The following is a 19,929-nucleotide window of genomic DNA, read 5'->3' on the forward strand; positions in this document are numbered from 1 at the left end:
ACCCCGACCCCACCCGACGGTGGTCGGTGGACCCGTCCTGACTCTGATTTGGTTCCGGTAGAGCAGCCGGACTGGAGCCCGAAGCGTAGACCTGGAGCACCACCGCTCGCGGCATAGAAAAACGGTCGAAAACTACAGAGACAGAACCCGATTACACGGACAGCAGACCCGCGGTCCGTGTAATCGACATGTCTGGGAATGTCCCCGAGGTAGAACAAAAGCCCTGCTCACGTTAACGCGCAGGGCTTTTGTTGTAACGGAGGGTGGAACGGGAACTGGAACAGATGTTGTAACAGAACACACCAAGGTTTCCTGAACAAACTCAAACCGTTTCCTGAAACCCTCAACTTCGAAAGCGCCCCAGGTAGGAATCGAACCTACGACACCGGCTTTAGGAGAGCCGTGCTCTATCCACTGAGCTACTAGGGCAGCAGCACCAATCCGCAATCGGTCAGCTCACAAGCTGGGCGCCAACCGCGTTGGATCGTGTGCCTGTTCAAGGTTACCGGACAACGCCAAGCGCTCCAATTCTGCCGCTTCCTCAGCATCAACACGACACCAAAAGCAAGCTCCACCACCAAACGCCGCTGCCAACCCCCAAGAACAGGTACCGACGGCACCATCCCGGCACCTCACCAGATCCCACTTGCTAGCACCTATTGGGGGAGTGTGACGAGCTTTTTCAGGCAAATTCGAGCCGAAGCGGCCAGAGGAGCCTAGACTGGAGAAGTCATAATTTTTGCAAAGGAGCTCGAAGAATCATGGCTGAAATCCACCCAATCTTTAATGATGTTGATCGTCGCGCCATTGTGTCTGAGGTCGTTGAAGAAAACGGCACTCCAGTACTGGCGCTCGATGCTTTGGCAGAGGACGGCACCCGCACTCGCGTGCTCACCTTGAACAAGTTTGATGCCAAGCAGCTTTCTGCTGCATGTGACCGCTACATGCACCAGCAGTTCTCCGTCGATTATTCCAACGTGAACACCCTGCTTTCTGAGACGGATCGTGCTGAGCTGATCGGCGACGACGACTAATCCAGGGAGAACATAACCTAGCAACCCCCGCCGCCTGCCGCCGGCCCTCGCCCTCCGACCTCCGGCCACAAGCCAAAGCCCAGCGGCGAGCACCCCGCAACGGCGAATTCAATCTTTTGGCGGAAATTACATTCAAACCTTGATGCCATGGATGTAATTGGCGGCTAAGGTGGGAACCAGACTCCTTGTAGCAAATTCGCGGCAAGATGAGTCTGGTTTTCCATTTGTCACCAAAAATCCAACACAACACCATATCTGCCACAAACACCGCTCAGTATTAATAAATACAAAAACGGTCCTCAAGTAACACGAGCGAACAACCAAAAAAGGGGTGCCCTCATGCGCACAATCCTCGTTATTGGCATTGGCGCCGGTAACCCAGACTTCCTCACCCTCCAAGCGATCGAGGGCCTGTCTAGGGCTGACGTCGTTTTGGCTCTCGATAAGGGCGAAAGCAAGTCGGACCTGTTGGCGCTGCGCGAAAAGATGGTGCTCACTCACGCCCCTGGCACCCCGATCGTCGCCGTGGCTGATCCTCAGCGCGACCGGAACCCCGGCGATGAAAAGGCCTATGAAGCGGAAGTGAAAAAGTGGCACATTGAGCGCGCCCGCCTTCTCGCTGAGGCGGTGTATCGCCACACCACTGAGGACGGCGCCGTGGCGTTCTTGGTGTGGGGCGATCCCTCCCTCTACGATTCCACCCTGCGCATCATTGAGCACATGAAGAAGCAGGAAAACCTCGAAGCAAAGATTGAGGTCATCCCCGGAGTCACCGCTTTACAGGTGCTCACCGCCGCACACGGCATCCTGTTGAATCGGATCGGGGAGTCCATCCACGTCACTACTGGCCGCAAGCTCCCGCAGACTTCGGCAGCAGACCGACGCAACTGCGTGGTCATGCTCGATGGTGGCTCCACTTGGCTCGAAGTTGCCACGGAGCACACCTATATGTGGTGGGGTGCGTACCTGGGCACAAACGATGAGGTGCTTCGCTCCGGGTATGTCCATGAGATCGGGGAAGAAGTAGCTGAGCTCAAGGCGAAACTCCGCGAAGAGCACGGTTGGATTATGGACACCTACCTGCTCCGCGAACTGGACTAGCCCAAAATTCGCTCAGGCACCGCCTAGGAAAGCCTAGGAAAGCTGCGCCAGCTTTTCCTGCACCTGGGCCAGAGAGGGGTTGGTGGCGGTGGTGTTGTCTGCGTAGCGCACGGTGGGGACTACGCGGTTGCCGCCGTTGACGGACTTCACCCACTCACTGGCTTCGGCGTCCCGGTCTACATCCACCAGTTCAAAGGGGATGTTGGCGCTGCGTAGGCCGCGCAGCAGGTTGCGGCAAAATGGGCACCAGTCGGCGTAAAACACGGTCATATTGCTCATTTCAAGCTTCTCCATTCCTTACCCAAGTTTCAAAACGGTAGCGTAGCCCACTGCTGGCCACCTGCCACCCAGAATCCTCGCTGAGCACAAACCCTGCGTCGAGTGTGGGCGCAAGCACCGCTTGATCGCCGAGTTGTGCGGCGTAGGGGGCGTCGATAAGCGTGCGCTCCACCTTAGCAACGAGCGGCAGGGTAGCGGCGTAGAGTTTGCCGCCGCCGAGGATCCAGGCGTCGGTGGTGCGGCTGATGTCGGTGAGAGCGATCGCGCGTGCACCTTCGAGCCACTGACCTGGAGTTTTGCTGGTCACCACCCAGTTTTCGCGGCCCGGGAGGGGGCGGAAGCGTTCGGGGATGGATTCCCAGGTGGCGCGGCCCATGATGACCGTGGAACCCATGGTGAGCTCCTTGAAATGGGTGAGGTCTTCGGGGAGGTGCCAGGGCATGTCGTGGCCATCGCCGATGATGCCGTCAGTGCTTTGGGCCCAGATTGCGCGCAGCATTTAGACGGCTACCTCGGCGCGGATGGTTGGGTGGGGGTCGTATCCCACAATCTCCACGTCCTCAAAGGTGTACTCAAACAGAGAGTCAGCCTTGCGCAGCTTCAACTGGGGGTAGGGGCGTGGCTCGCGAGAGAGTTGCAGCTCCACCTGTTCGCGGTGGTTGTCATAGATGTGGCAGTCGCCGCCGGTCCAGATGAACTCGCCAACCTCCAGGCCCGCTTGCTGCGCGAGCATGTGGGTGAGCAGTGAGTAGCTTGCGATGTTAAAAGGCACCCCGAGGAACATGTCTGCGCTGCGCTGATAAAGCTGGCAGCTCAGTTTGCCGTCGGCCACGTAGAGCTGGAAGAGCAGGTGGCACGGCGGCAGCGCCATGTTGTGTAGCTCCGCCACGTTCCACGCGGACACGATGTTGCGGCGTGAATCCGGATTGTTTTTCAGCATGTCCAGCGCGCCGGAAATCTGGTCTATGTGCTGTCCGTCCGGGGTGGGCCAACTGCGCCACTGCACCCCGTACACGGGGCCGAGTTCTCCCTGTTCATCGGCCCATTCATCCCAGATGGTTACGCCGTTTTCATGCAGGTAGGCAATGTTGGATTCGCCCCTCAAAAACCACAGCAGCTCCCCGATGATGGACTTCATATGCACCTTTTTAGTGGTGATCAGTGGGAAGGCCTCGTCCAGATCAAAGCGCATCTGCGCACCAAATAGGCTGGTGGTGCCGGTGCCGGTGCGGTCATCTTTGTGACTGCCTTCAGCAAGAATCTTGCGCAGGAGGTCCTCATAAGGAGTTGCAATTCCTGCGCCGGAACGCTCAGTGGTGTGGGGCATGCGGGGTGGCCTTTACATTTGTCTACAAGGGTGCGCGCCGAGCTCACCGCACCACTACTGGCTGTCCAGGCGGTGCGTTCAACAGCGGCGTTTTCAACATTAGTGCCAACACTAAGCCCGCCGCGAACATTCCACAAAGACCATTCCACAAAGGCCCCGGCAGCCCCCGCGCTCTAGGCACGGGGGAGTTTCGTGTACCGACGCCGCCAGCGCCCAGCTCGGGGTAGGGCCAGCGCGCGGGCGCGGCGGTACAGTTTGGGTGAGGGGAGAGGCAGTGGCAGTGGCTTAGTAGGAGCCGTGCTCCTCACGGAAGGCCGCGATGAGGGAAAGGATTTCCTCTGCCAGCTCGGGGCGGCAAATGAGGATATCTGGCAGGTAGGTGTCCTTGTTGTTGTAACGCAGCTCGCTGCCGTCCAGGCGGGAGCAGTGCAGCCCTGCTGCCTTGCACACGCCCACTGGTGCGGCGGAGTCCCATTCGTATTGGCCACCGGCGTGGATGTATGCGTCGTAGTCGCCGAGTAGCACGTGCATTGCCTTCGCACCTGCGGAGCCCATGGTTTGGGTTTCAAATCCCAGCTTCTCCGCGATGTGCAGCGCCACCTCTGGTGGGCGGTTGTGGGAAAGTGCGATCTTGCCCGAGAACGGTCCGGTCACGGCGCGGGCGTCTGAGGAGTGGAACACCACGCCCAAGTCAGGCAGGCCGACGGCAGCATGGGTGGGAATGCCCTGTTCAACGAGTGCAATGTGGACTGCCCAGTCTTGGCGCCCGGTGGCAAACTCCTTGGTGCCATCCAGGGGGTCGATAATCCACACGCGGTCCTTACCCAAGCGCTCTGGATTGTCTGCGGCTTCTTCGGAGAGGAAGCCGTCATCAGGGCGGTGTTGCTCCAGCACGCGTGCGATCCAGTTCTGTGCAAGGTCGTCGCCGGCGTCGCCCAGCTCGCGGCCGCGCAGTACACCCACATTGCGCACGCCTTTGAGGATTTCGCCCGTGCCCTGAGCCAGGCGGTGGGTCAGCGTTGCATCGTCAAAATGAGCAGTCATAGTTGCTCAGTCTAGTTGTTTGGTTGAATAAGGACATGTCCAGCACAGCCAACGAGAGCATTCTCACCCGCTTTCAGCCGCAGGTTTCCACGTGGTTTTCGGAGGTTTTCGCGGCCCCCACGGCGGTTCAACAACAGGCCTGGGAAGCTATTTCTGCAGGTGAGAATGCTCTTGTGGTAGCGCCAACCGGCTCGGGTAAAACCCTGGCAGCATTCTTGTGGGCGCTCAATGGCCTCACGCAACAAGTGGGACAAACCACGTTGGTTTTGCCCGAAATCGCGCATGAACCCGCTGCCAAAACCACTCAATCGGGCGTAAAAGTACTTTATATTTCCCCGCTGAAAGCCCTCGGCGTGGACGTGGAACGCAACCTCCGCGCCCCTTTGGCTGGTATCAACAACGTGGCGTTACGCCTTGGGCTTGAGCCCAGCAACATCTCTGTTGGTGTGCGCTCGGGTGATACGCCCGCGGCGGAGCGCAACCGCCAACTGCGCCGCCCACCGGATATCTTGATTACCACCCCGGAATCCGCATACCTCATGCTCACTTCCAAGGCCGCGGGCATCCTCAGGAACGTGGAGACGGTGATCATTGATGAAATCCACGCGATCGCCGGCACGAAACGCGGGGTACACCTGGCGCTCACCTTGGAGCGTCTGGAACACCTGGTGGGCAAGCCTGTTCAGAGAGTGGGCCTTTCAGCCACGGTGCGCCCCTTGGACCTGGTGGCAAAGTTCTTGGGCGGGGACCGCCCGGTAGAGATCATCAATCCTCCAGCGGAAAAGCTCTGGGAGCTCAACGTCCACGTCCCAGTGGAGGACATGAGCGATCTGCCCACAGCCGAGCCAGGTTCCACCATCGGGGAAATCACGGTGGAGGATTCCCTGGGGATCACCACGGCGCTGCCCACGGGTGACCCCCTGTTCGATCCAGCGCCCACCGCAGCGCCCGCTATTGAGCCAACCTCCGCCCCAGACCCTTCCAACGGATCCATCTGGCCCCACATTGCCCGTGAGGTGTACCAGGAGATCATGGCTAGCCGCTCCACCTTGGTGTTTGTGAACTCAAGGCGCACTGCGGAAAAGCTCACCAGTCAAATCAATGAGCTTTATGCCGTGGAGCATGCCCCTGATGCGCTTGCGGCGCCGCAGCGCCGCCCACCGGCGCAGGTGATGAGCCCGGGTGACGTGGCCGGTCTCACTGACCCGCTGATCGCACGCGCGCACCACGGCTCGGTGTCTAAAGATGAGCGAGCACAGATTGAAACCATGCTCAAGGAGGGGTCGCTGCGCGCCGTGGTGTCTACCAGTTCCTTGGAATTGGGAATTGATATGGGCGCGGTTGACCTTGTGATTCAGGTGGAATCGCCGCCGTCGGTAGCCAGCGGCCTGCAGCGCGTGGGCCGTGCCGGACACGTGGTGGGTGCGGTCTCCCACGGCTCGATGTACCCGAAGCACCGCCAGGACCTCGTGCAAACGGCGGTGACGGTGGCCCGGATGCGTGAAGGCCTCATTGAGGAGCTCTCCGTGCCCAAAAATGCCCTGGATGTGCTCACCCAGCACACTATTGCGGCGGTGTCCATGGAGGATCTGCATGTTGATGAGTGGTTTGCGCTGGTCACGCGCGCCTACCCGTACCAGGATCTGGATCGCGCGGTGTTCGATGCGGTGATCGACCTCGCCTCCGGCGTCTACCCCTCCACCGACTTCGCGGAGCTGCGCCCCAGGATCATTTTCGACCGCATCACAGGCATGCTTTCCGCCCGCCCCGGTGCACAGCGAGTGGCGGTGACCAGCGGAGGCACCATTCCTGACCGCGGCATGTTTGGCGTGTTCCTGGTCGGTGGTGAACAGGGCGCGCGCCGGGTGGGGGAGCTGGATGAGGAGATGGTCTACGAGTCCAGGGTGGGGGACGTGTTTACTTTGGGGGCCTCGAGCTGGCGCATTGAGGAGATTACGCGCGATCAGGTGCTGGTCACTCCTGCGCCGGGGCTCACGGGCAGGCTGCCGTTTTGGACGGGCGATCAGCTCGGGCGGCCGTATGAATTGGGCTTGGCTCTGGGAGCCTTCCGACGCGCTGTGCACGCCGATCCCAGCACCGTTCAGCGCGCGGAACTGGGGTTGGATGAGAATGCTCAGAACAATGTGCTGCGCTTCCTCGAACAACAGAAGGAAGATACCGGGATGGTCCCGGATGAGCAGACGCTGCTGTTGGAGCGGTTCCGTGATGAACTGGGGGACTGGCGCGTAGTGTTGCATGCGCCGTTTGGCCGCGGTGTGAACGCCGCGTGGGCTTTGGCGGTGGGGGCAAAGATTGCTCAGGAAACCGGGATGGATGCCCAGCCGGTGAGCAGCGACGACGGAATCGTGCTGCGCCTGCCCGATGCGGACACCCAACCAAGCGCGGAGTTGTTTCTGCTAGACCCCGATGAGGTGGAAGAGATCGTTGCAGCTCAGGTGGGCAATTCGGCGTTGTTTGCATCTCGGTTCCGGGAGTGCGCGGCGCGAGCGTTGCTGTTGCCGCGGCGCAACCCAGGCAAGCGCGCGCCGTTGTGGCAGCAACGTCAGCGCGCCGCACAGTTGCTGGACGTGGCCAGGCAGTATCCGAGCTTTCCCATCATTTTGGAGACGGTTCGGGAATGCCTCCACGACGTCTACGACCTCCCCGCGTTGGTAGAGGTGCAGAGTAACCTGCGCCTGCGCAAGATCCAGATCGCGGAGGTGACCACCCAAAACCCGAGTGCGTTTGCCTCCTCAATCCTGTTCAACTACACCGGCGCGTTCATGTACGAGGGCGATTCCCCGCTTGCGGAAAAGCGCGCTGCGGCGCTGGCGCTGGACCCAACGCTGTTGGCCAAGCTGTTGGGTGCGGTGGAGCTTCGGGAACTGTTGGACCAAGAGGTGATCACTGAGGTCCACGAGCAACTCCAACGCACGGCGGAAAGCCGGCGTGCCAAGACCCCGGAGCAGCTCGTGGACGCGCTGCGCATCCTCGGCCCCATACCGCTTGAAACCGCGCAGCAGCGCTGCACCTTTGCACTTGACCAGGCCGCGCTGGCAACAGTGAGCAGTCGCGTCATGCAGGTGCGGATCGCGGGCGTGGAGCATTTGGCAGGCATTCACGACGCCCCCCTGTTGCGTGATGCGCTCGGGGTGCCCGTGCCTGCGGGTGTTCCGGCACCGGTGGAACCAATAACCGATGCCCTGGAGCAGTTGGTGCGCAGGTGGGTGCGCACGCGTGGCCCATTCCAGTTGGCCCAATTGCAGGAGGCGTTCGGTCTGCCGGCATCGGTGGCGCACCAGGCGCTCATGCAACTCGTGCAGGACCAAGTGGTGATTGAGGGCCGTTTCCGCCAGGGGATTGACGGCCAGGAGTACGTGGCCAAGGAAGTGCTCGCTACCTTACGCAGCAGGTCTTTGGCCATGGCGCGGGCGCAGACGCAACCGGTGAGCCAAAGCGCGTTTGCCCGATTCCTGCCCGCCTGGCAGCAGGTTGCCCCCGTGGGCCAGGCGCCGCAGCTCCACGGGGTCGATGGGGTGCTGGCCGTGATTGAGCAGCTTGCGGGAGTGCGCCTGCCGGCGAGCGCCTGGGAGTCCATGGTGTTGCCTTCTAGGGTTCGCGGCTACCAGCCAGCCTGGCTTGATGAGCTGCTGATCAGCGGTGAAGTGCTCGTTGTGGGTGCTGGCCAAGCCGGGGCCAATGACCCCTGGGTGCGCCTGCTCCCGGTGGACTACGCGGCGCAATTGTTGCCGCTGCCGGACGAACTCGATGTGGCAAGCGTTGAGCCAGATGAGCCGGACGATGGCTCCAGTACCGCTCAAGCACCCCAAACATCCTGGACATCCCGGACATCCCAAACATCCCGGAGCGGCTACAGCCACATCCAACAACAGATCGTGGAGTTCCTTTCCCGCGGTGGAGGGTTCCGTGCGCAGGACATTTTTGCCCACGTCACGGGTGAGGACCTCGGCCTGGTTGCCGGGCAGGCGAGCTTGGACCAGATCAGTGAAGCCATGTGGGGGTTGTTTGAAGCCGGTGTGCTCAGCCCGGACGGCTTCGCTGGCATCCGCGCCCGCCTGGCTCGCTCACGCGGCGGCTCGGCGGCGCACCGTGCAAAGCGCACTCCGCAGCGCTCCCGCCTCAGGATGGGGCGCACGAGCTTTGCCAACGCCGCCGTTGCTGGAGGCGGTGTCGGTTCCGGTTCCCCCGGCACAGGCGCTGGCGCGCAACGGGGCAAAGCGGCGCACGCACCGGAATTGGTGGGCAGGTGGAGCCTCAGCGTTGCCCCAGATACCAACGCCACCTCCCGCTCCGTAGCACACGGCGAGGCGTGGCTGGACCGTTACGGCGTGGTCACCCGCGGATCGGTGCAGGCTGAAGACGTACTAGGCGGGTTCGCCCTGGCATACAAAGTGCTCAGTGGCTTTGAGGAATCCGGCAAGGCGCTGCGCGGCTACGTGGTGGAAGGCCTGGGCGCCGCGCAGTTTTCCACCCCCGCGGTAATTGATCGCCTCCGCGGCATGGACGATTCCCCAGATCCCACCACCTGGCCCAGCGGCTCCGAAGAACCAGACGTGTACCTGCTCGCGGCCTGCGACCCCGCCAACCCCTACGGCGCGGCGCTGCCGTGGCCCGGCGAACACCGTGTCTCCAGGGCAGCCGGGGCAGTGGTGGTCCTTGCCGACGGCCTCCCGCTCGCCCACCTCTCCCGCGGCGGCAAAACGCTCACACTTTTCGCCGAGGAACAGGACACCCAAACCCTCAACCTGCACCTCCCGCTCATTGTGTGGGCACTCGGCCAACACCCCCAACGCAATCTCACCATTGAAACCATCAACGCCACCCCCGCGCTCCAATCACCCCTGTTGAGCGCACTGCGCCAAGCCGGCGCGAGCATCACCCCACGCGGAGTACGAATCCCCACCGCGCAACACAGCAGTGCCGACGCCCCCAGCGCTCACAGCGGCACAGACTCCTTCGGGGTGCAGGGCAGAAAGAATGGGCGTAGCTTGGCGGACGCATTAGAGTACCTGCCTCAAGATGGCACACCAGAACCACGAACAGGCGGATTCCGGTCCGGCGGATACCGCAGGAGGTGAGCAATGCCGGAAGGCGATTCCATTTTCCAACTCTCCCACCGCATGCAGTTCATGCAGGGCCGTAAGGTGCTGCAAAGCAGCATGCGGGTGCCGCGCTACGCCAACGTGCACTTTGAACCGCGCCAAGTGAGCAAAGTGTGGCCCTACGGCAAACACCTGTTCATGGCCTTCGAGGACCTCACCTTGCACACCCACCTGAAGATGGAGGGCACTTGGGCCGTCCACCGCAAAGGCCAGCGCTGGAAGAAGCCGGGCCACACCGCAAGGGTAGTGCTGGTGTTGGACGATCCCGCCGGCCCAATCGAGGTCGTGGGCCATGAACTTGGATTTGCCAGAGTGTTTCCCACGGACACCTACCCCGAGCCCATTGCCCACCTTGGCCCAGACGTACTGGACGAGCACTGGCCAGACAGCGGTGAGGCCGAGGCCAAGCAAAGAATCCTCACCAACCCCACCCGTGCCATTGGCCTTGCATTGCTGGACCAAACCATGCTCGCCGGTGTAGGCAACGAGTACCGTGCGGAAATCTGCTTCATCTGCGGCATTCACCCCGCAACGCCGGTGGCCGCCGTGGACCTGGACCAAGTGCTCGCAGTTACCCGCAGGCTGATGTGGGAAAACCGCTACTCACCAATCCGGGTGACCACCGGCGTGCGCCGCGCCGGGGAATCCACCTATGTATTTGGGAGAAACAACAAGCCCTGCAGGCGCTGCGGCACGCTTATTTTGAAGTCCACGCTGGTGGACGATCCCACTCAGGAGCTCGAGCGCATCATCTGGTGGTGCCCCCATTGCCAGCCACTTCTCCGTCCCTAAGGCGTGTGTCCTAGGCATGCGCCACAATGGGAGCCATGAAAACAATCCTGAACATCATTTGGTTGATCACCGGCGGTATCTGGTTGGCGCTGGGGTATGTGTTCTTCGGTGTGCTCGCATGTATTTTCGTGGTCACAATCCCCGCGGGTGTGGCCAGCTTCCGCATGGCCAGCTACGCCCTGTGGCCCTTTGGGCGCACCGTGGTGCAACCAGTGAGCCAAGCCAGCTCGCTGAACACGGTGAGTAACGTGATTTGGTTCGTGGTGGCTGGTCTCTGGCTGGCGCTCGGGCACGTGAGCACCGCCATTGCGCAGGCCGTGACCATCATTGGCATCCCCCTGGCCATAGCCAACCTCAAGATGATCCCGGTGACCTGCTTCCCCTTTGGCAAGAGCATCGTGCCAAGTAACGCCGTGCCATTCGGTTACCGGCCCATGGTGACCTTTTAGGGCCCTGTAACCGTTGGGAATGAGGCCTTAGGCGCGTCGGGAGACGTGACACGACGCGCCCTGAGGAGCTAGCGGTTGGCGCGGTACCAGCGGATGAGCTCGTCGGTGGAGGAATCACCAGAGTTTGCATCCTGCTCGCCCGCCACTGCTGGGGCGAGGTCGTTGGCCTGCTGCTTGCCCAGCTCAACGCCCCACTGGTCGAAGGAGTTGATGTCCCAGATCACGCCCTGCACAAAGGTGATGTGCTCGTAAAGGGCAATCAGGGCGCCGAGCACTGCTGGGGTGAGCTCGGGAGCCAGGATCGTGGTGGTGGGGCGGTTGCCCGGCATAACCTTGTGGGCCACGAGCTCAGCCGGCACGCCCTCAGCGGCGATTTCCTCAGCGGTCTTGCCAAAGGCCAGCACCTTGGTCTGGGCAAAGAAGTTGCTCATCAGCAGGTCATGCATGGAACCTTCGCCGGTGGCGGTGGGCACATCCTGCTTGGGGCGGGCAAACCCAATGAAGTCTGCTGGAATCAGCTTGGTGCCCTGGTGAATGAGCTGGTAGAACGCGTGTTGGCCGTTGGTGCCAGGCTCGCCCCAGTAAATTTCACCGGTGGAGGCGGTTACCGCGGTGCCGTCGCGGCGCACCGACTTGCCGTTGGATTCCATGGTGAGCTGCTGGAGGTAGGCGGGGAAGCGCCCAAGGTCCTCGGAGTAGGGGAGCACCGCGTGGGTTTGTGCATCGTGGAAGTTGTTGTACCACACGCCCAACAGCGCCATCAGCACTGGTACGTTCTGGGCAAAATCTGCGGTACGGAAGTGCTCATCCATGGCATGGAAGCCTTCGAGGAAGCGCATGAAGTCCATAGGGCCGATCACTGCCATCAGGGAGAGGCCGATCGCGGAGTCCACGGAGTAGCGGCCGCCAACCCACTCCCAGAACCCAAACATGTTCTTGGTGTCAATGCCGAACTCAGCAACTTTTTCCGCGTTGGTGGAAACAGCCACAAAGTGCTTTGGAACAGCCTGCTCACCGAGCTTTTCCACGAGCCAACGCTTTGCGGCGTGCGCGTTTGCCAAAGTCTCCTGGGTGGTGAAGGTCTTGGAGGCAACCACGAACAGGGTGGAGGCGGGGTCGCACTCATCGAGTACCGCCACGATGTCCGCCGGATCAACGTTGGACACAAACTTTGCGGTGATGCCGGCGGTTGCGTAGGTGCGCAGCGCTTTGGTGGCCATCGCTGGGCCCAGGTCAGAGCCACCGATGCCAATGTTCACCACAGTTTTGATGGTGTGGCCGGTCGCACCCAACCACGCTCCGGAGCGCAGGGCGGTGGCAAAGTCACGCATGCGGCCCAGCACCTCGTGCACGTCAGCGGCAACGTCCTGGCCATCCACGGTGAGGTCTTGCTCCACTGGGAGGCGCAGCGCGGTATGCAGCACCGCGCGGTCCTCGGTGTTGTTCAGGTGCTCGCCGCCAAACATAGCCGCGGTCTTTTCCTTCACCTTGGCTTCTTCAGCCAGCTCCAAGAGGGCGGCAAGGACGTCGGCGTCAATGAGGTTCTTGGAGAGGTCAACCCGCAGGCCTGCGGCATCGAAGCTCAAATCCTGGGCGCGCTGTGCATCTGCGGCAAACAGCTCGCGCAAGTTGAACTCCTTGCGGGAAAGCTCGGCGAGCTTCGACCATGCGGGGGTGGCGGTGATGGCGGTGGTATCAGAAGCCATGGTTCACGTTCTCCAATGCGTTAATGAGATATTCGGTGATCAGTTCAATTCATGGGCAATAGTGTGGGCGTACATGCGCGCCTCAAAACTGCAACTCATTCCACGGTAGTAGCTCGCGGGCTGTGCTGCCGCTTAGGGGGCTACTAATCCCGCATTCAGTGGGAAGTATTACGTTTTCGGGCCCCGCTCAAGCCTCAATCTGTGCTGCCTCCCCGCGCCGCACCCCACTGTACTGCTGCTGGGTGCGGCGCTTGGGGACGTCGGCAATTGCCTTTCTTAGGAGTCGTTTTTGCTGTGGCCGAGCCTGCCGCGGCCCATGCGCAGCAGGATGCCCGCGAGGTTGGGGCCTTCCTCGCCGATTTCCTCCCGGAACTGATTGATGATCGCCACTTCGCGCGTGTGCACCAGGCGGGTGCCGCCCGAACCCATGCGGGTGCGGCCGATGGCCTGGGAAATTTCGGCGCGGCGCTTCACAGCATCCAAGATTTGGCGGTCCAAGCGGTTGATTTCCTCGCGGTAACGCTGGATCTCAGCGTCAGAGAGAGGATCATCGGTGCCGCTTGGCATGCGAATCTCAAAGTGTTCTTCGGAGGAAGTCATGGCATGTATTCTGCCACGAAACCCAAGGGAAATCCCCCGTGTCGGGGCTACGTTGTAGGTTTGGATGTGATGAATACGAACAACCCATTCTCCCCAGGCACCACACGCCAGAGTTCCCCCCAGAATCCATTTGCTTCGCGGAACGAGCCGCGTGCTGAACAGCCGCTTGGAGGTGCGGGGCAGCAGGCGGGCGCAGTGCACCAGCAAGGCTTCGCACCAGTGGCTGACCTTGTAGAGGGCCTTAATCCTCAGCAGCTTCAAGCGGTGGAACACATTGGTTCGCCGCTGCTGATTGTGGCTGGCGCAGGCAGCGGTAAGACCGCCGTGCTCACCAGGCGCATCGCGTATTTGATGCGTGCCCGCGGGGTGCACCCCGGCCAAATTTTGGCCATTACCTTTACCAATAAGGCCGCAGCGGAGATGCGGGAGCGCGTGGGGCAGCTCGTCGGCCCGCAGGCGCAGAGAATGTGGGTGTCTACATTCCACTCCACATGCGTGCGGATCCTGCGCGAGCAGGCGGCGTTGGTGGCTGGGTTGAACACCAACTTCACGATTTACGATTCCGACGATTCCAAGCGGCTGTTCGCCATGATTTCCAAGGACATGCAGCTTGACATCAAAAAGTTCACCCCAAGGCTGCTTGCCACCGGAGTGTCCAACCTGAAAAACGAGCTCATCGGCCCTGAGCAGGCACTAGAGGAGGCAGAAAACACCCGCAACCCCTTTGAACGGGTGATCGCCCAGGTGTTTGTGGAGTACCAGCGGCGCCTGCGCCTAGCCAACGCGGTGGACTTTGATGACCTCATCGGTGAGACCGTTCGTATTTTCCAGCAGCACCCGCAGGTCACGGAGTACTATCGCCGCCGCTTCCGCCACGTGTTGATCGACGAGTACCAGGACACCAACCACGCTCAATATGTGCTCATCAAGGAACTCGTGGGCACGGGTGAAGGTGCAAGTGAGCTGTGTGTGGTGGGTGATTCGGACCAGTCCATCTATGCTTTCCGCGGTGCCACCATCCGCAACATCGAGGAGTTTGAGCGCGACTACCCGGAGGCGGAGACCATCCTGCTGGAGCAGAACTATCGCTCCACCCAAACCATCTTGTCCGCCGCCAACGCCGTGATTGCGCGCAATGAGAACCGCCGTGAGAAAAAGCTGTGGACAGATGCGGGCGACGGCGAACGCATCGTCGGCTACGTGGCGGACAACGAGCACGACGAAGCCCGCTTCATTGCCACGGAAATTGATGCGCTCAGCGATCAAGGCGTGGGTTACCAGGACATCGCGGTGATATACCGCACCAACAGCTCCTCGCGCGCGGTGGAAGACGTCTTCATCCGCACCGGCATCCCATACCGCGTGGTCGGCGGCACTCGCTTCTACGAACGCAAAGAAATCCGAGACATCATCGCGTACCTGCGCCTCATCGACAACCCCAGCGATGAAGTCTCACTGCGCCGCATCATTAACACCCCACGCCGCGGCATCGGTGACAAAGCCCTCGCTACCGTTCAGGTCCACGCCGATTCCCTAGGGATCAGCTTCATCGAAGCGCTTCACGACGCGGCCCAGGGCAACATTGGGCTGCTGGGGGCACGCGGGCAAAAGGCTATCGCGGGGTTCCTTGACCTCATGGACGGCCTGCGCGTACCCGAAACGGATCCCGCAACGGGCCTGCCAGATATCGGCGGCACGCTCAACAACATTCTTGATGCCACCGGCTACAGCGCAGAACTGGAAGCAAGCAACGATCCCCAAGACGGTGCGCGGCTGGACAACCTCCACGAACTCGTCTCAGTGGCGCGTGAATTCACCTCGGAAGTGGCCAATCAGATGGGCCTAGACCCTGATTCGGACGAGGAACCGGGGGACCCTACGCAGCCGGAACCTGGCAGCGTGCAGGCCTTCTTGGAGCGGGTTTCTCTGGTTGCGGATGCGGACCAGATCCCTGATGACGACCAAGGGGTGGTCACCCTCATGACACTGCACACCGCCAAAGGCCTAGAGTTCCCCGTGGTGTTTTTGACCGGTTGGGAAGACGGCCAGTTCCCGCACATGCGCGCACTTGGTGATCCAAAGGAGCTGGCGGAGGAACGCCGCCTCGCATATGTGGGGATCACCCGAGCACGGCGCGTGCTGTATGTGTCCAGGGCCATGCTGCGCAGTTCTTGGGGCAACGCGGTGACCAACCCACCATCGAGGTTCCTGGCGGAAATCCCGGAGGAACTGATTGACTGGCGCAGGGAGGAACCAACCTCATCCGGCTGGGACGATGCGTGGAACGCCCCGGCCTCCGGCAGTTGGGGTGGTGAGCAGCCGTGGGGGCAGCGGTCCCCGCAAACCTCACGAAGCCCGCGCAAGCGCGCGATCCCCACGGCGCCGAAAAAGAACAACGACCTCCACCTGGTGGTTGGAGATCGTGTGGTTCATGAAAAATATGGGCTGGGCACCGTGATCGAGGCCTCCGGAGAAGGCGCTCGAGCCACAGTGATGATCGACTTCGGCTCAGCCGGCAAAGTCCGCCTTATGCTGATTGGAGGTCTGCCTTTGGAAAAGCTGTAAGCAGGTAGCCCACGCCTGCTGCGAGCAGAGGCATCAGCACACCAACCACCAGCATGCCAAGGAATACGTTGGCATCTAGGCCGTGCGTGCTGAAGGCCAGCACCCGGCCGAGGTCATCGTAGGTGGTAGGCGTGGAGGTAGCCAGCTTCATCAGCACGCCAGAGCCCAAGCCAATCCACGAGCCAACCCACGCCAACAGCCCAAGCTGCCAGGCGCCAATGCTTGCCAAGGTTGATGGATAAGCACCAATAGCAGCAAGTTGCGCCTGCTGCCTCTTGGCCGCGCGGGAATCCAACACGCTCAACCCAGCTAAGATCACCAAGCACAGTGCAGAGACCATCAGGGCCAGCCGAATTTGCGGTGTGCGGTCTGGTTGTTCCTCAATGTGTGCCACTACCAGCCCGCTTTCAGACGGAGATGTGGTCACAATGGCCTGCGCATCCATTGGGATGCTGTACTCCTGGGCTGCCTGCATTGGCACGAGCATGCCCGTGAAGTATGGCGGCAACACGGCGGCGACTGGCGCTTCAAAGGCCCGCGCACCTTCTTCTGAGCTGAAGTCATCCAAGCGGAACACTGCGGTGTCACCCACATCGGCCGCGCTCGAGACCAGAATCCTGCCCTCGCCCAGCGCTTTGAGTGCTTCGGCCCTGCGCGCGTCGTCAAGCTTGAACAATGCCAAGGACTCGCTGTTGCCCTCAATTGCCTGCACGCCGAGCGTGGCTTGTGCGCTGAAGTCGCGAGCTTCGTAGTAATCCCCAGGATTTGCCAGTGTGAACTGCATTGATTGGCTGAGCGCAGGCAATGAGGTGCCAGCGGTGTCAGTGCTGGTGGCGAACTGACGGAGGGCGGAATCTTGAAGCTCCACTGAGAAGGAGCCTTCGAAGGTTTGTTGCTCCGCTTGAGTGGTATAGCTTCCGGTGCTGCTCATCCACAGCCCGGCGAAGGTCAGCGCCGCAATGCCCGCGGCAACCGGGACGGACTTGAGCCATTGACGCCGCAGCAACCGCGCCCCAATGCGTGCGCCGAGCGGACGGGAGATCAGCCCCAACCCGTACACGGCCGCTGGGATTGAGAGTGCCACAGCCGGAATAATGGCCCCCACCACGGCGAAGTACAGCACGCCCACGATGAGGATTTTCCATGTGCTTTCGGGGCCTTCCTCGGTGAATAGAAGGTTGTCATAGTTGGAGGTGAAGCGGGTGTACACAGCGCAAATGATCGCCAGGATCACCAGCGCCACCGGGCCGATCAGCATCCATGGCCGCCAGCGCAGCAACCTGTCCGCCTGCGCGCCCTCCATGCTGCCCACAATGTTCGCGCGCGAGGCAAAGATTGCTGGTAGGAAAGCAGAAACGACGCTACCAAGTACCGCAATACCGAAGAACGCGAGTAGCCAACCGATTGGGAAGGTAATGGGCCAGGTGGGGAATTGCTGTTTCCACGACACAACGAAGAAGCCGATGCCCGCGAGGCTACCCAAAGCTGCGCCCAACACGCCGGCGATGAGCCCGTAGGTGGTGACTGCAACCTTGACTGCGCCAGTGGTGGCGCCCTGGGAACGCATGAGTGCGTATTCCCTGGTCTTCCTCGTGGAGATCACCGCAAATACCGGCGCAATAAGCAGCAGGAGGATCGCGCCTATCGCGGTGTAAGCGCTGAGGCCCAAGAAGGTGAACAACCATCCCTCGAGCCTCGGGTTGTCGAGTACATAAAATCGGTATTCGTCTTGGAACTCCGCTGGAACCTCTTCGATTGGAGGAGGGTTCTCCGTGACGGATTGGCTGCGGACCACAAAACCTTGGGCGTTATAGCCCAACACCTGTTGCCAGGTCATGGGCGTATCCTGCACCAAGATGTACTCAGTGACGGCGTTGGTGGCTTGGCCGATGGGCAAGGTGGGGGAGACCACCGTGGTATCCCAACCCGGTCCGACGTTGGAAACAGTGAGAGTGGTGCTTTGCTCACCATCTTCTGTGGCGAGGGTAGCCTCCACCTGGGACCCGACGCTCACACCAAGACGCTGCGCATCCCGCTGGGAGAGCACAACCTCGCCGGCCTCTGGGGTGTTCTCCCCAAACAGTGAGATTGCTGGGTCGATTGCCGTGACCCATCCTTCCACCGCTGTGCCGTTATTGCTCAACAACACTGTGCCCTGGGAAATGGCGTGCAGCCCGGAGGTGAGCTCCTCGGGTGCGGTGAGCATCGGCTCGGGAAGCGCCGGGTTGTCTTCCACGCCGGTGCAGTGGTTTGACCACCCAGTGATGCCCTGGGTGCACGTACCACCCTGGTACACCAACACATTCTCGCGATTGGTCGTTTGGCTGAAGCGCTCCCGTGAGTGGGACTCCATGGAGAAATAGGAGGCGAGCGCGGTGGGGATCGCGATCAGTACGATGGCGAGCAGTAGCACCCAATGGCGATCTCTGAGCGCAGGGCGCATTGAAACACGAAGCATGTTTTGTCCCTTCTAGTCTGCGATCTGTCCGTCACGCAGGTAGATCACCCGGTCAGCCCACCCTGCAAAGCGAGCTTCATGTGTGACCAAGATGCCTGCCGCCCCGGCGTCGATTCGTCCGCGCAGGATGCGCATCACGTCATCGCTGGTGGCGGTGTCGAGGGCTCCGGTGGGTTCGTCGGCCAAGATGATGCCGCGGCTGCCGATGAGCGCACGGGCAATTGCAACTCGCTGCGCCTGGCCGCCCGAGATTTCTTCCGGGAAACGGTCAATGATGTCCTCCAGGCCTACCTCGGCGAGTGCGCGCTGGATTTCACCGCGCATTTCTTTGAGCTTTTGGCCGCCGAGCTCTAAGGGGAGCGCAACGTTTTCCCCAACCGTGAAGGTGCTCATGAGGTTGTAGCGTTGGAATACCACGCCGAGGTGGTCTCGGCGCAGCTCAGCGGCCTTTTTCTGGCTCATCTGGGAGGTTTCCACGCCATCAATAAGCACCTCGCCGCTGGAGGGTTGCAGCAGCAGGCCGGCGATGTTAAGCAGCGTCGACTTACCGGAACCAGAGGGACCCATAACCGCAACGAGCTCGCCGGGATTCAGTGAGAAACTGACGTTGCGTAGAGCGTGCACCCTATTTGCCTCGGGGCCAAAGGTGCAGGTGACATCGCGAAATTCAAGAGGAAGAGTAGACACGGTGTGCTCCTAAGTCCGTGGGGATTGGGTTGGGCCGGAGTTGTTCGGCTGACTTTGGGGCCGGCTTTTGGGACGGTTTTGGGGCTGGTTTTTGATCAGCGACTCTGCGCGTTCCAGCCACCGGACTTCAGCCTCCAGCTCAAAGATCTTGCGCTCGAGGGCGAGGCGTTCTGGGAGATGAGCCTCGGGGAGTGCTTGTGATGCCCGGTTCAGCGCGCCGAGCTCTGCAATTGTGGATTGCCGTTGCGTATCAAAGGTCCTGAGCAGGCTCTTTGGGGTGAGCCCCACGGCGAGTGCCACGGCCACCTTGGTGACAAGCTCATCCCGGTCATTTTCCGAGCGTTTGTGTGCTGTGGTCCACCACTGATCGAGTTCGGATTGGCCGGATTCGGTGAGCGTGTATACCTTTGCGGCGCGTCCACTGGTGTGTGGGGATTCTGATTGCTCAATGAGTTGGTCGCGTTCCAGGCGAGTGAGCGTCTGGGCAACTTGCCCGATGTTCAGTGGCCAGACGCTGCCCGTGGCTTCATCGAACGCCATCTGCAAACTTGCTGCGGTGTTGTTGCCTTGAGAGAGCAGCGCAAGTAGCGCGTGTTTGATTGCCATGAGCACCTCCTTTGGTTGGGTGTATGGGACTTTCCGGTGAAGCAGGTGGTAGATAGATACTTACCGGGTAAGTTGTTACCGGGTAAGTGGGACTTTAGTGTTTGGATCGGAGAGCGTCAAGGGGTTTGGGGAAATACGCGGATTGCGGGGTGTGGGGG

15 protein-coding genes and 1 tRNA gene are annotated in these 19,929 nt (G+C 61.1%); 6 read left to right on the forward strand and 10 right to left on the reverse strand.

Going from position 1 to position 19,929, the window contains the following annotated elements; translation table 11 throughout:
* Window positions 1-356 precede the first annotated feature (356 nt).
* Window positions 357-429 (reverse strand) — tRNA-Arg (locus NQ050_RS10020).
* Between the two features lie 332 nt (window positions 430-761).
* Here NQ050_RS10020 and NQ050_RS10025 point away from each other — a divergent pair.
* Window positions 762-1,034, forward strand: coding sequence for a hypothetical protein (locus NQ050_RS10025; RefSeq protein ID WP_257039188.1), 273 nt, complete (start codon window positions 762-764; stop codon window positions 1,032-1,034).
* Between the two features lie 339 nt (window positions 1,035-1,373).
* Window positions 1,374-2,135 carry a precorrin-6A synthase (deacetylating) gene (gene cobF, locus NQ050_RS10030; RefSeq protein WP_257039189.1) on the forward strand — a complete coding sequence of 254 codons (762 nt, stop codon included), beginning with the start codon at window positions 1,374-1,376 and terminating at the stop codon, window positions 2,133-2,135.
* Between the two features lie 33 nt (window positions 2,136-2,168).
* On the opposite strand, the gene NQ050_RS10035 is transcribed toward cobF, so the two are convergent.
* From NQ050_RS10035 to NQ050_RS10050, 4 genes are all read right to left on the reverse strand, one after another.
* The gene (locus NQ050_RS10035) at window positions 2,169-2,414 is read right to left on the reverse strand and encodes a mycoredoxin (RefSeq protein ID WP_257039190.1); all 246 of its coding nucleotides are present in this window, start codon (window positions 2,412-2,414) and stop codon (window positions 2,169-2,171) included.
* 1 nt (window position 2,415) lies between these two features.
* Window positions 2,416-2,913, reverse strand: coding sequence for a dihydrofolate reductase (locus NQ050_RS10040; protein ID WP_257039191.1), 498 nt, complete (start codon window positions 2,911-2,913; stop codon window positions 2,416-2,418).
* Window positions 2,914-3,741 (reverse strand): thymidylate synthase, encoded by an 828-nt coding sequence (locus tag NQ050_RS10045; RefSeq protein WP_257039192.1) that lies wholly within the window; start codon window positions 3,739-3,741, stop codon window positions 2,914-2,916.
* 285 nt (window positions 3,742-4,026) lie between these two features.
* Entirely contained in the window at window positions 4,027-4,785 is a 759-nt protein-coding gene (locus NQ050_RS10050; RefSeq protein WP_257039193.1) for a 3'(2'),5'-bisphosphate nucleotidase CysQ, read from the reverse strand.
* Between the two features lie 35 nt (window positions 4,786-4,820).
* Between NQ050_RS10050 and NQ050_RS10055 the strand changes: the two genes are divergently transcribed.
* From NQ050_RS10055 to NQ050_RS10065, 3 genes are read left to right on the forward strand one after another with little or no spacing between them, the layout of a single operon-like run.
* Window positions 4,821-9,884 carry a DNA glycosylase AlkZ-like family protein gene (locus tag NQ050_RS10055; RefSeq protein ID WP_257039195.1) on the forward strand — a complete coding sequence of 1,688 codons (5,064 nt, stop codon included), beginning with the start codon at window positions 4,821-4,823 and terminating at the stop codon, window positions 9,882-9,884.
* Between the two features lie 3 nt (window positions 9,885-9,887).
* Window positions 9,888-10,700 carry a DNA-formamidopyrimidine glycosylase family protein gene (locus tag NQ050_RS10060; RefSeq protein ID WP_257039197.1) on the forward strand — a complete coding sequence of 271 codons (813 nt, stop codon included), beginning with the start codon at window positions 9,888-9,890 and terminating at the stop codon, window positions 10,698-10,700.
* A 35-nt stretch (window positions 10,701-10,735) separates the two neighbouring features.
* Window positions 10,736-11,149: a YccF domain-containing protein gene (locus NQ050_RS10065; protein WP_257039198.1), complete on the forward strand. Its 414-nt coding sequence runs from the start codon at window positions 10,736-10,738 to the stop codon at window positions 11,147-11,149.
* A 68-nt stretch (window positions 11,150-11,217) separates the two neighbouring features.
* Here the strand turns inward: NQ050_RS10065 and pgi are convergent, their stop codons facing one another.
* Window positions 11,218-12,855, reverse strand: a complete 1,638-nt coding sequence (gene pgi / locus NQ050_RS10070; RefSeq protein WP_257039199.1) for a glucose-6-phosphate isomerase — start codon at window positions 12,853-12,855, stop codon at window positions 11,218-11,220.
* 276 nt (window positions 12,856-13,131) lie between these two features.
* Window positions 13,132-13,455 carry a chorismate mutase gene (locus NQ050_RS10075; RefSeq protein WP_257039200.1) on the reverse strand — a complete coding sequence of 108 codons (324 nt, stop codon included), beginning with the start codon at window positions 13,453-13,455 and terminating at the stop codon, window positions 13,132-13,134.
* A 69-nt stretch (window positions 13,456-13,524) separates the two neighbouring features.
* Between NQ050_RS10075 and pcrA the strand changes: the two genes are divergently transcribed.
* Window positions 13,525-16,020 carry a DNA helicase PcrA gene (gene pcrA, locus NQ050_RS10080; protein ID WP_257039201.1) on the forward strand — a complete coding sequence of 832 codons (2,496 nt, stop codon included), beginning with the start codon at window positions 13,525-13,527 and terminating at the stop codon, window positions 16,018-16,020.
* Here pcrA and NQ050_RS10085 read toward each other — a convergent pair.
* From NQ050_RS10085 to NQ050_RS10095, 3 genes are read right to left on the reverse strand one after another with little or no spacing between them, the layout of a single operon-like run.
* Window positions 15,983-18,478 (reverse strand): FtsX-like permease family protein, encoded by a 2,496-nt coding sequence (locus NQ050_RS10085; RefSeq protein ID WP_257039203.1) that lies wholly within the window; start codon window positions 18,476-18,478, stop codon window positions 15,983-15,985. The genes pcrA and NQ050_RS10085 overlap by 38 nt on opposite strands.
* Window positions 18,479-18,490: 12 nt before the next feature.
* Window positions 18,491-19,165 (reverse strand): ABC transporter ATP-binding protein, encoded by a 675-nt coding sequence (locus NQ050_RS10090; RefSeq protein WP_257039204.1) that lies wholly within the window; start codon window positions 19,163-19,165, stop codon window positions 18,491-18,493.
* 9 nt (window positions 19,166-19,174) lie between these two features.
* On the reverse strand, window positions 19,175-19,771 hold the full coding sequence (locus NQ050_RS10095; RefSeq protein ID WP_257039205.1) for a PadR family transcriptional regulator: 597 nt from the start codon (window positions 19,769-19,771) through the stop codon (window positions 19,175-19,177).
* Window positions 19,772-19,929: the final 158 nt, after the last annotated feature.

This window comes from Corynebacterium sp. 122RC1 (genome assembly GCF_024580955.1).
Lineage (GTDB): Bacteria > Actinomycetota > Actinomycetes > Mycobacteriales > Mycobacteriaceae > Corynebacterium > Corynebacterium kozikiae.

Bases quoted from the DNA above. Each gene is read 5' to 3' on its own strand.
- cobF (WP_257039189.1), top strand. From the start codon at position 1,374: ATGCGCACAATCCTCGTTATTGGCATTGGCGCCGGTAACCCAGACTTC.
- NQ050_RS10065 (WP_257039198.1), top strand. From the start codon at position 10,736: ATGAAAACAATCCTGAACATCATTTGGTTGATCACCGGCGGTATCTGG.
- pcrA (WP_257039201.1), top strand. From the start codon at position 13,525: ATGAATACGAACAACCCATTCTCCCCAGGCACCACACGCCAGAGTTCC.
- NQ050_RS10095 (WP_257039205.1), bottom strand. From the start codon at position 19,771: ATGGCAATCAAACACGCGCTACTTGCGCTGCTCTCTCAAGGCAACAAC.
- pgi (WP_257039199.1), bottom strand. From the start codon at position 12,855: ATGGCTTCTGATACCACCGCCATCACCGCCACCCCCGCATGGTCGAAG.
- NQ050_RS10050 (WP_257039193.1), bottom strand. From the start codon at position 4,785: ATGACTGCTCATTTTGACGATGCAACGCTGACCCACCGCCTGGCTCAG.
- NQ050_RS10055 (WP_257039195.1), top strand. From the start codon at position 4,821: ATGTCCAGCACAGCCAACGAGAGCATTCTCACCCGCTTTCAGCCGCAG.
- NQ050_RS10045 (WP_257039192.1), bottom strand. From the start codon at position 3,741: ATGCCCCACACCACTGAGCGTTCCGGCGCAGGAATTGCAACTCCTTAT.
- NQ050_RS10075 (WP_257039200.1), bottom strand. From the start codon at position 13,455: ATGACTTCCTCCGAAGAACACTTTGAGATTCGCATGCCAAGCGGCACC.
- NQ050_RS10025 (WP_257039188.1), top strand. From the start codon at position 762: ATGGCTGAAATCCACCCAATCTTTAATGATGTTGATCGTCGCGCCATT.
- NQ050_RS10060 (WP_257039197.1), top strand. From the start codon at position 9,888: ATGCCGGAAGGCGATTCCATTTTCCAACTCTCCCACCGCATGCAGTTC.
- NQ050_RS10085 (WP_257039203.1), bottom strand. From the start codon at position 18,478: ATGCTTCGTGTTTCAATGCGCCCTGCGCTCAGAGATCGCCATTGGGTG.
- NQ050_RS10040 (WP_257039191.1), bottom strand. From the start codon at position 2,913: ATGCTGCGCGCAATCTGGGCCCAAAGCACTGACGGCATCATCGGCGAT.
- NQ050_RS10035 (WP_257039190.1), bottom strand. From the start codon at position 2,414: ATGAGCAATATGACCGTGTTTTACGCCGACTGGTGCCCATTTTGCCGC.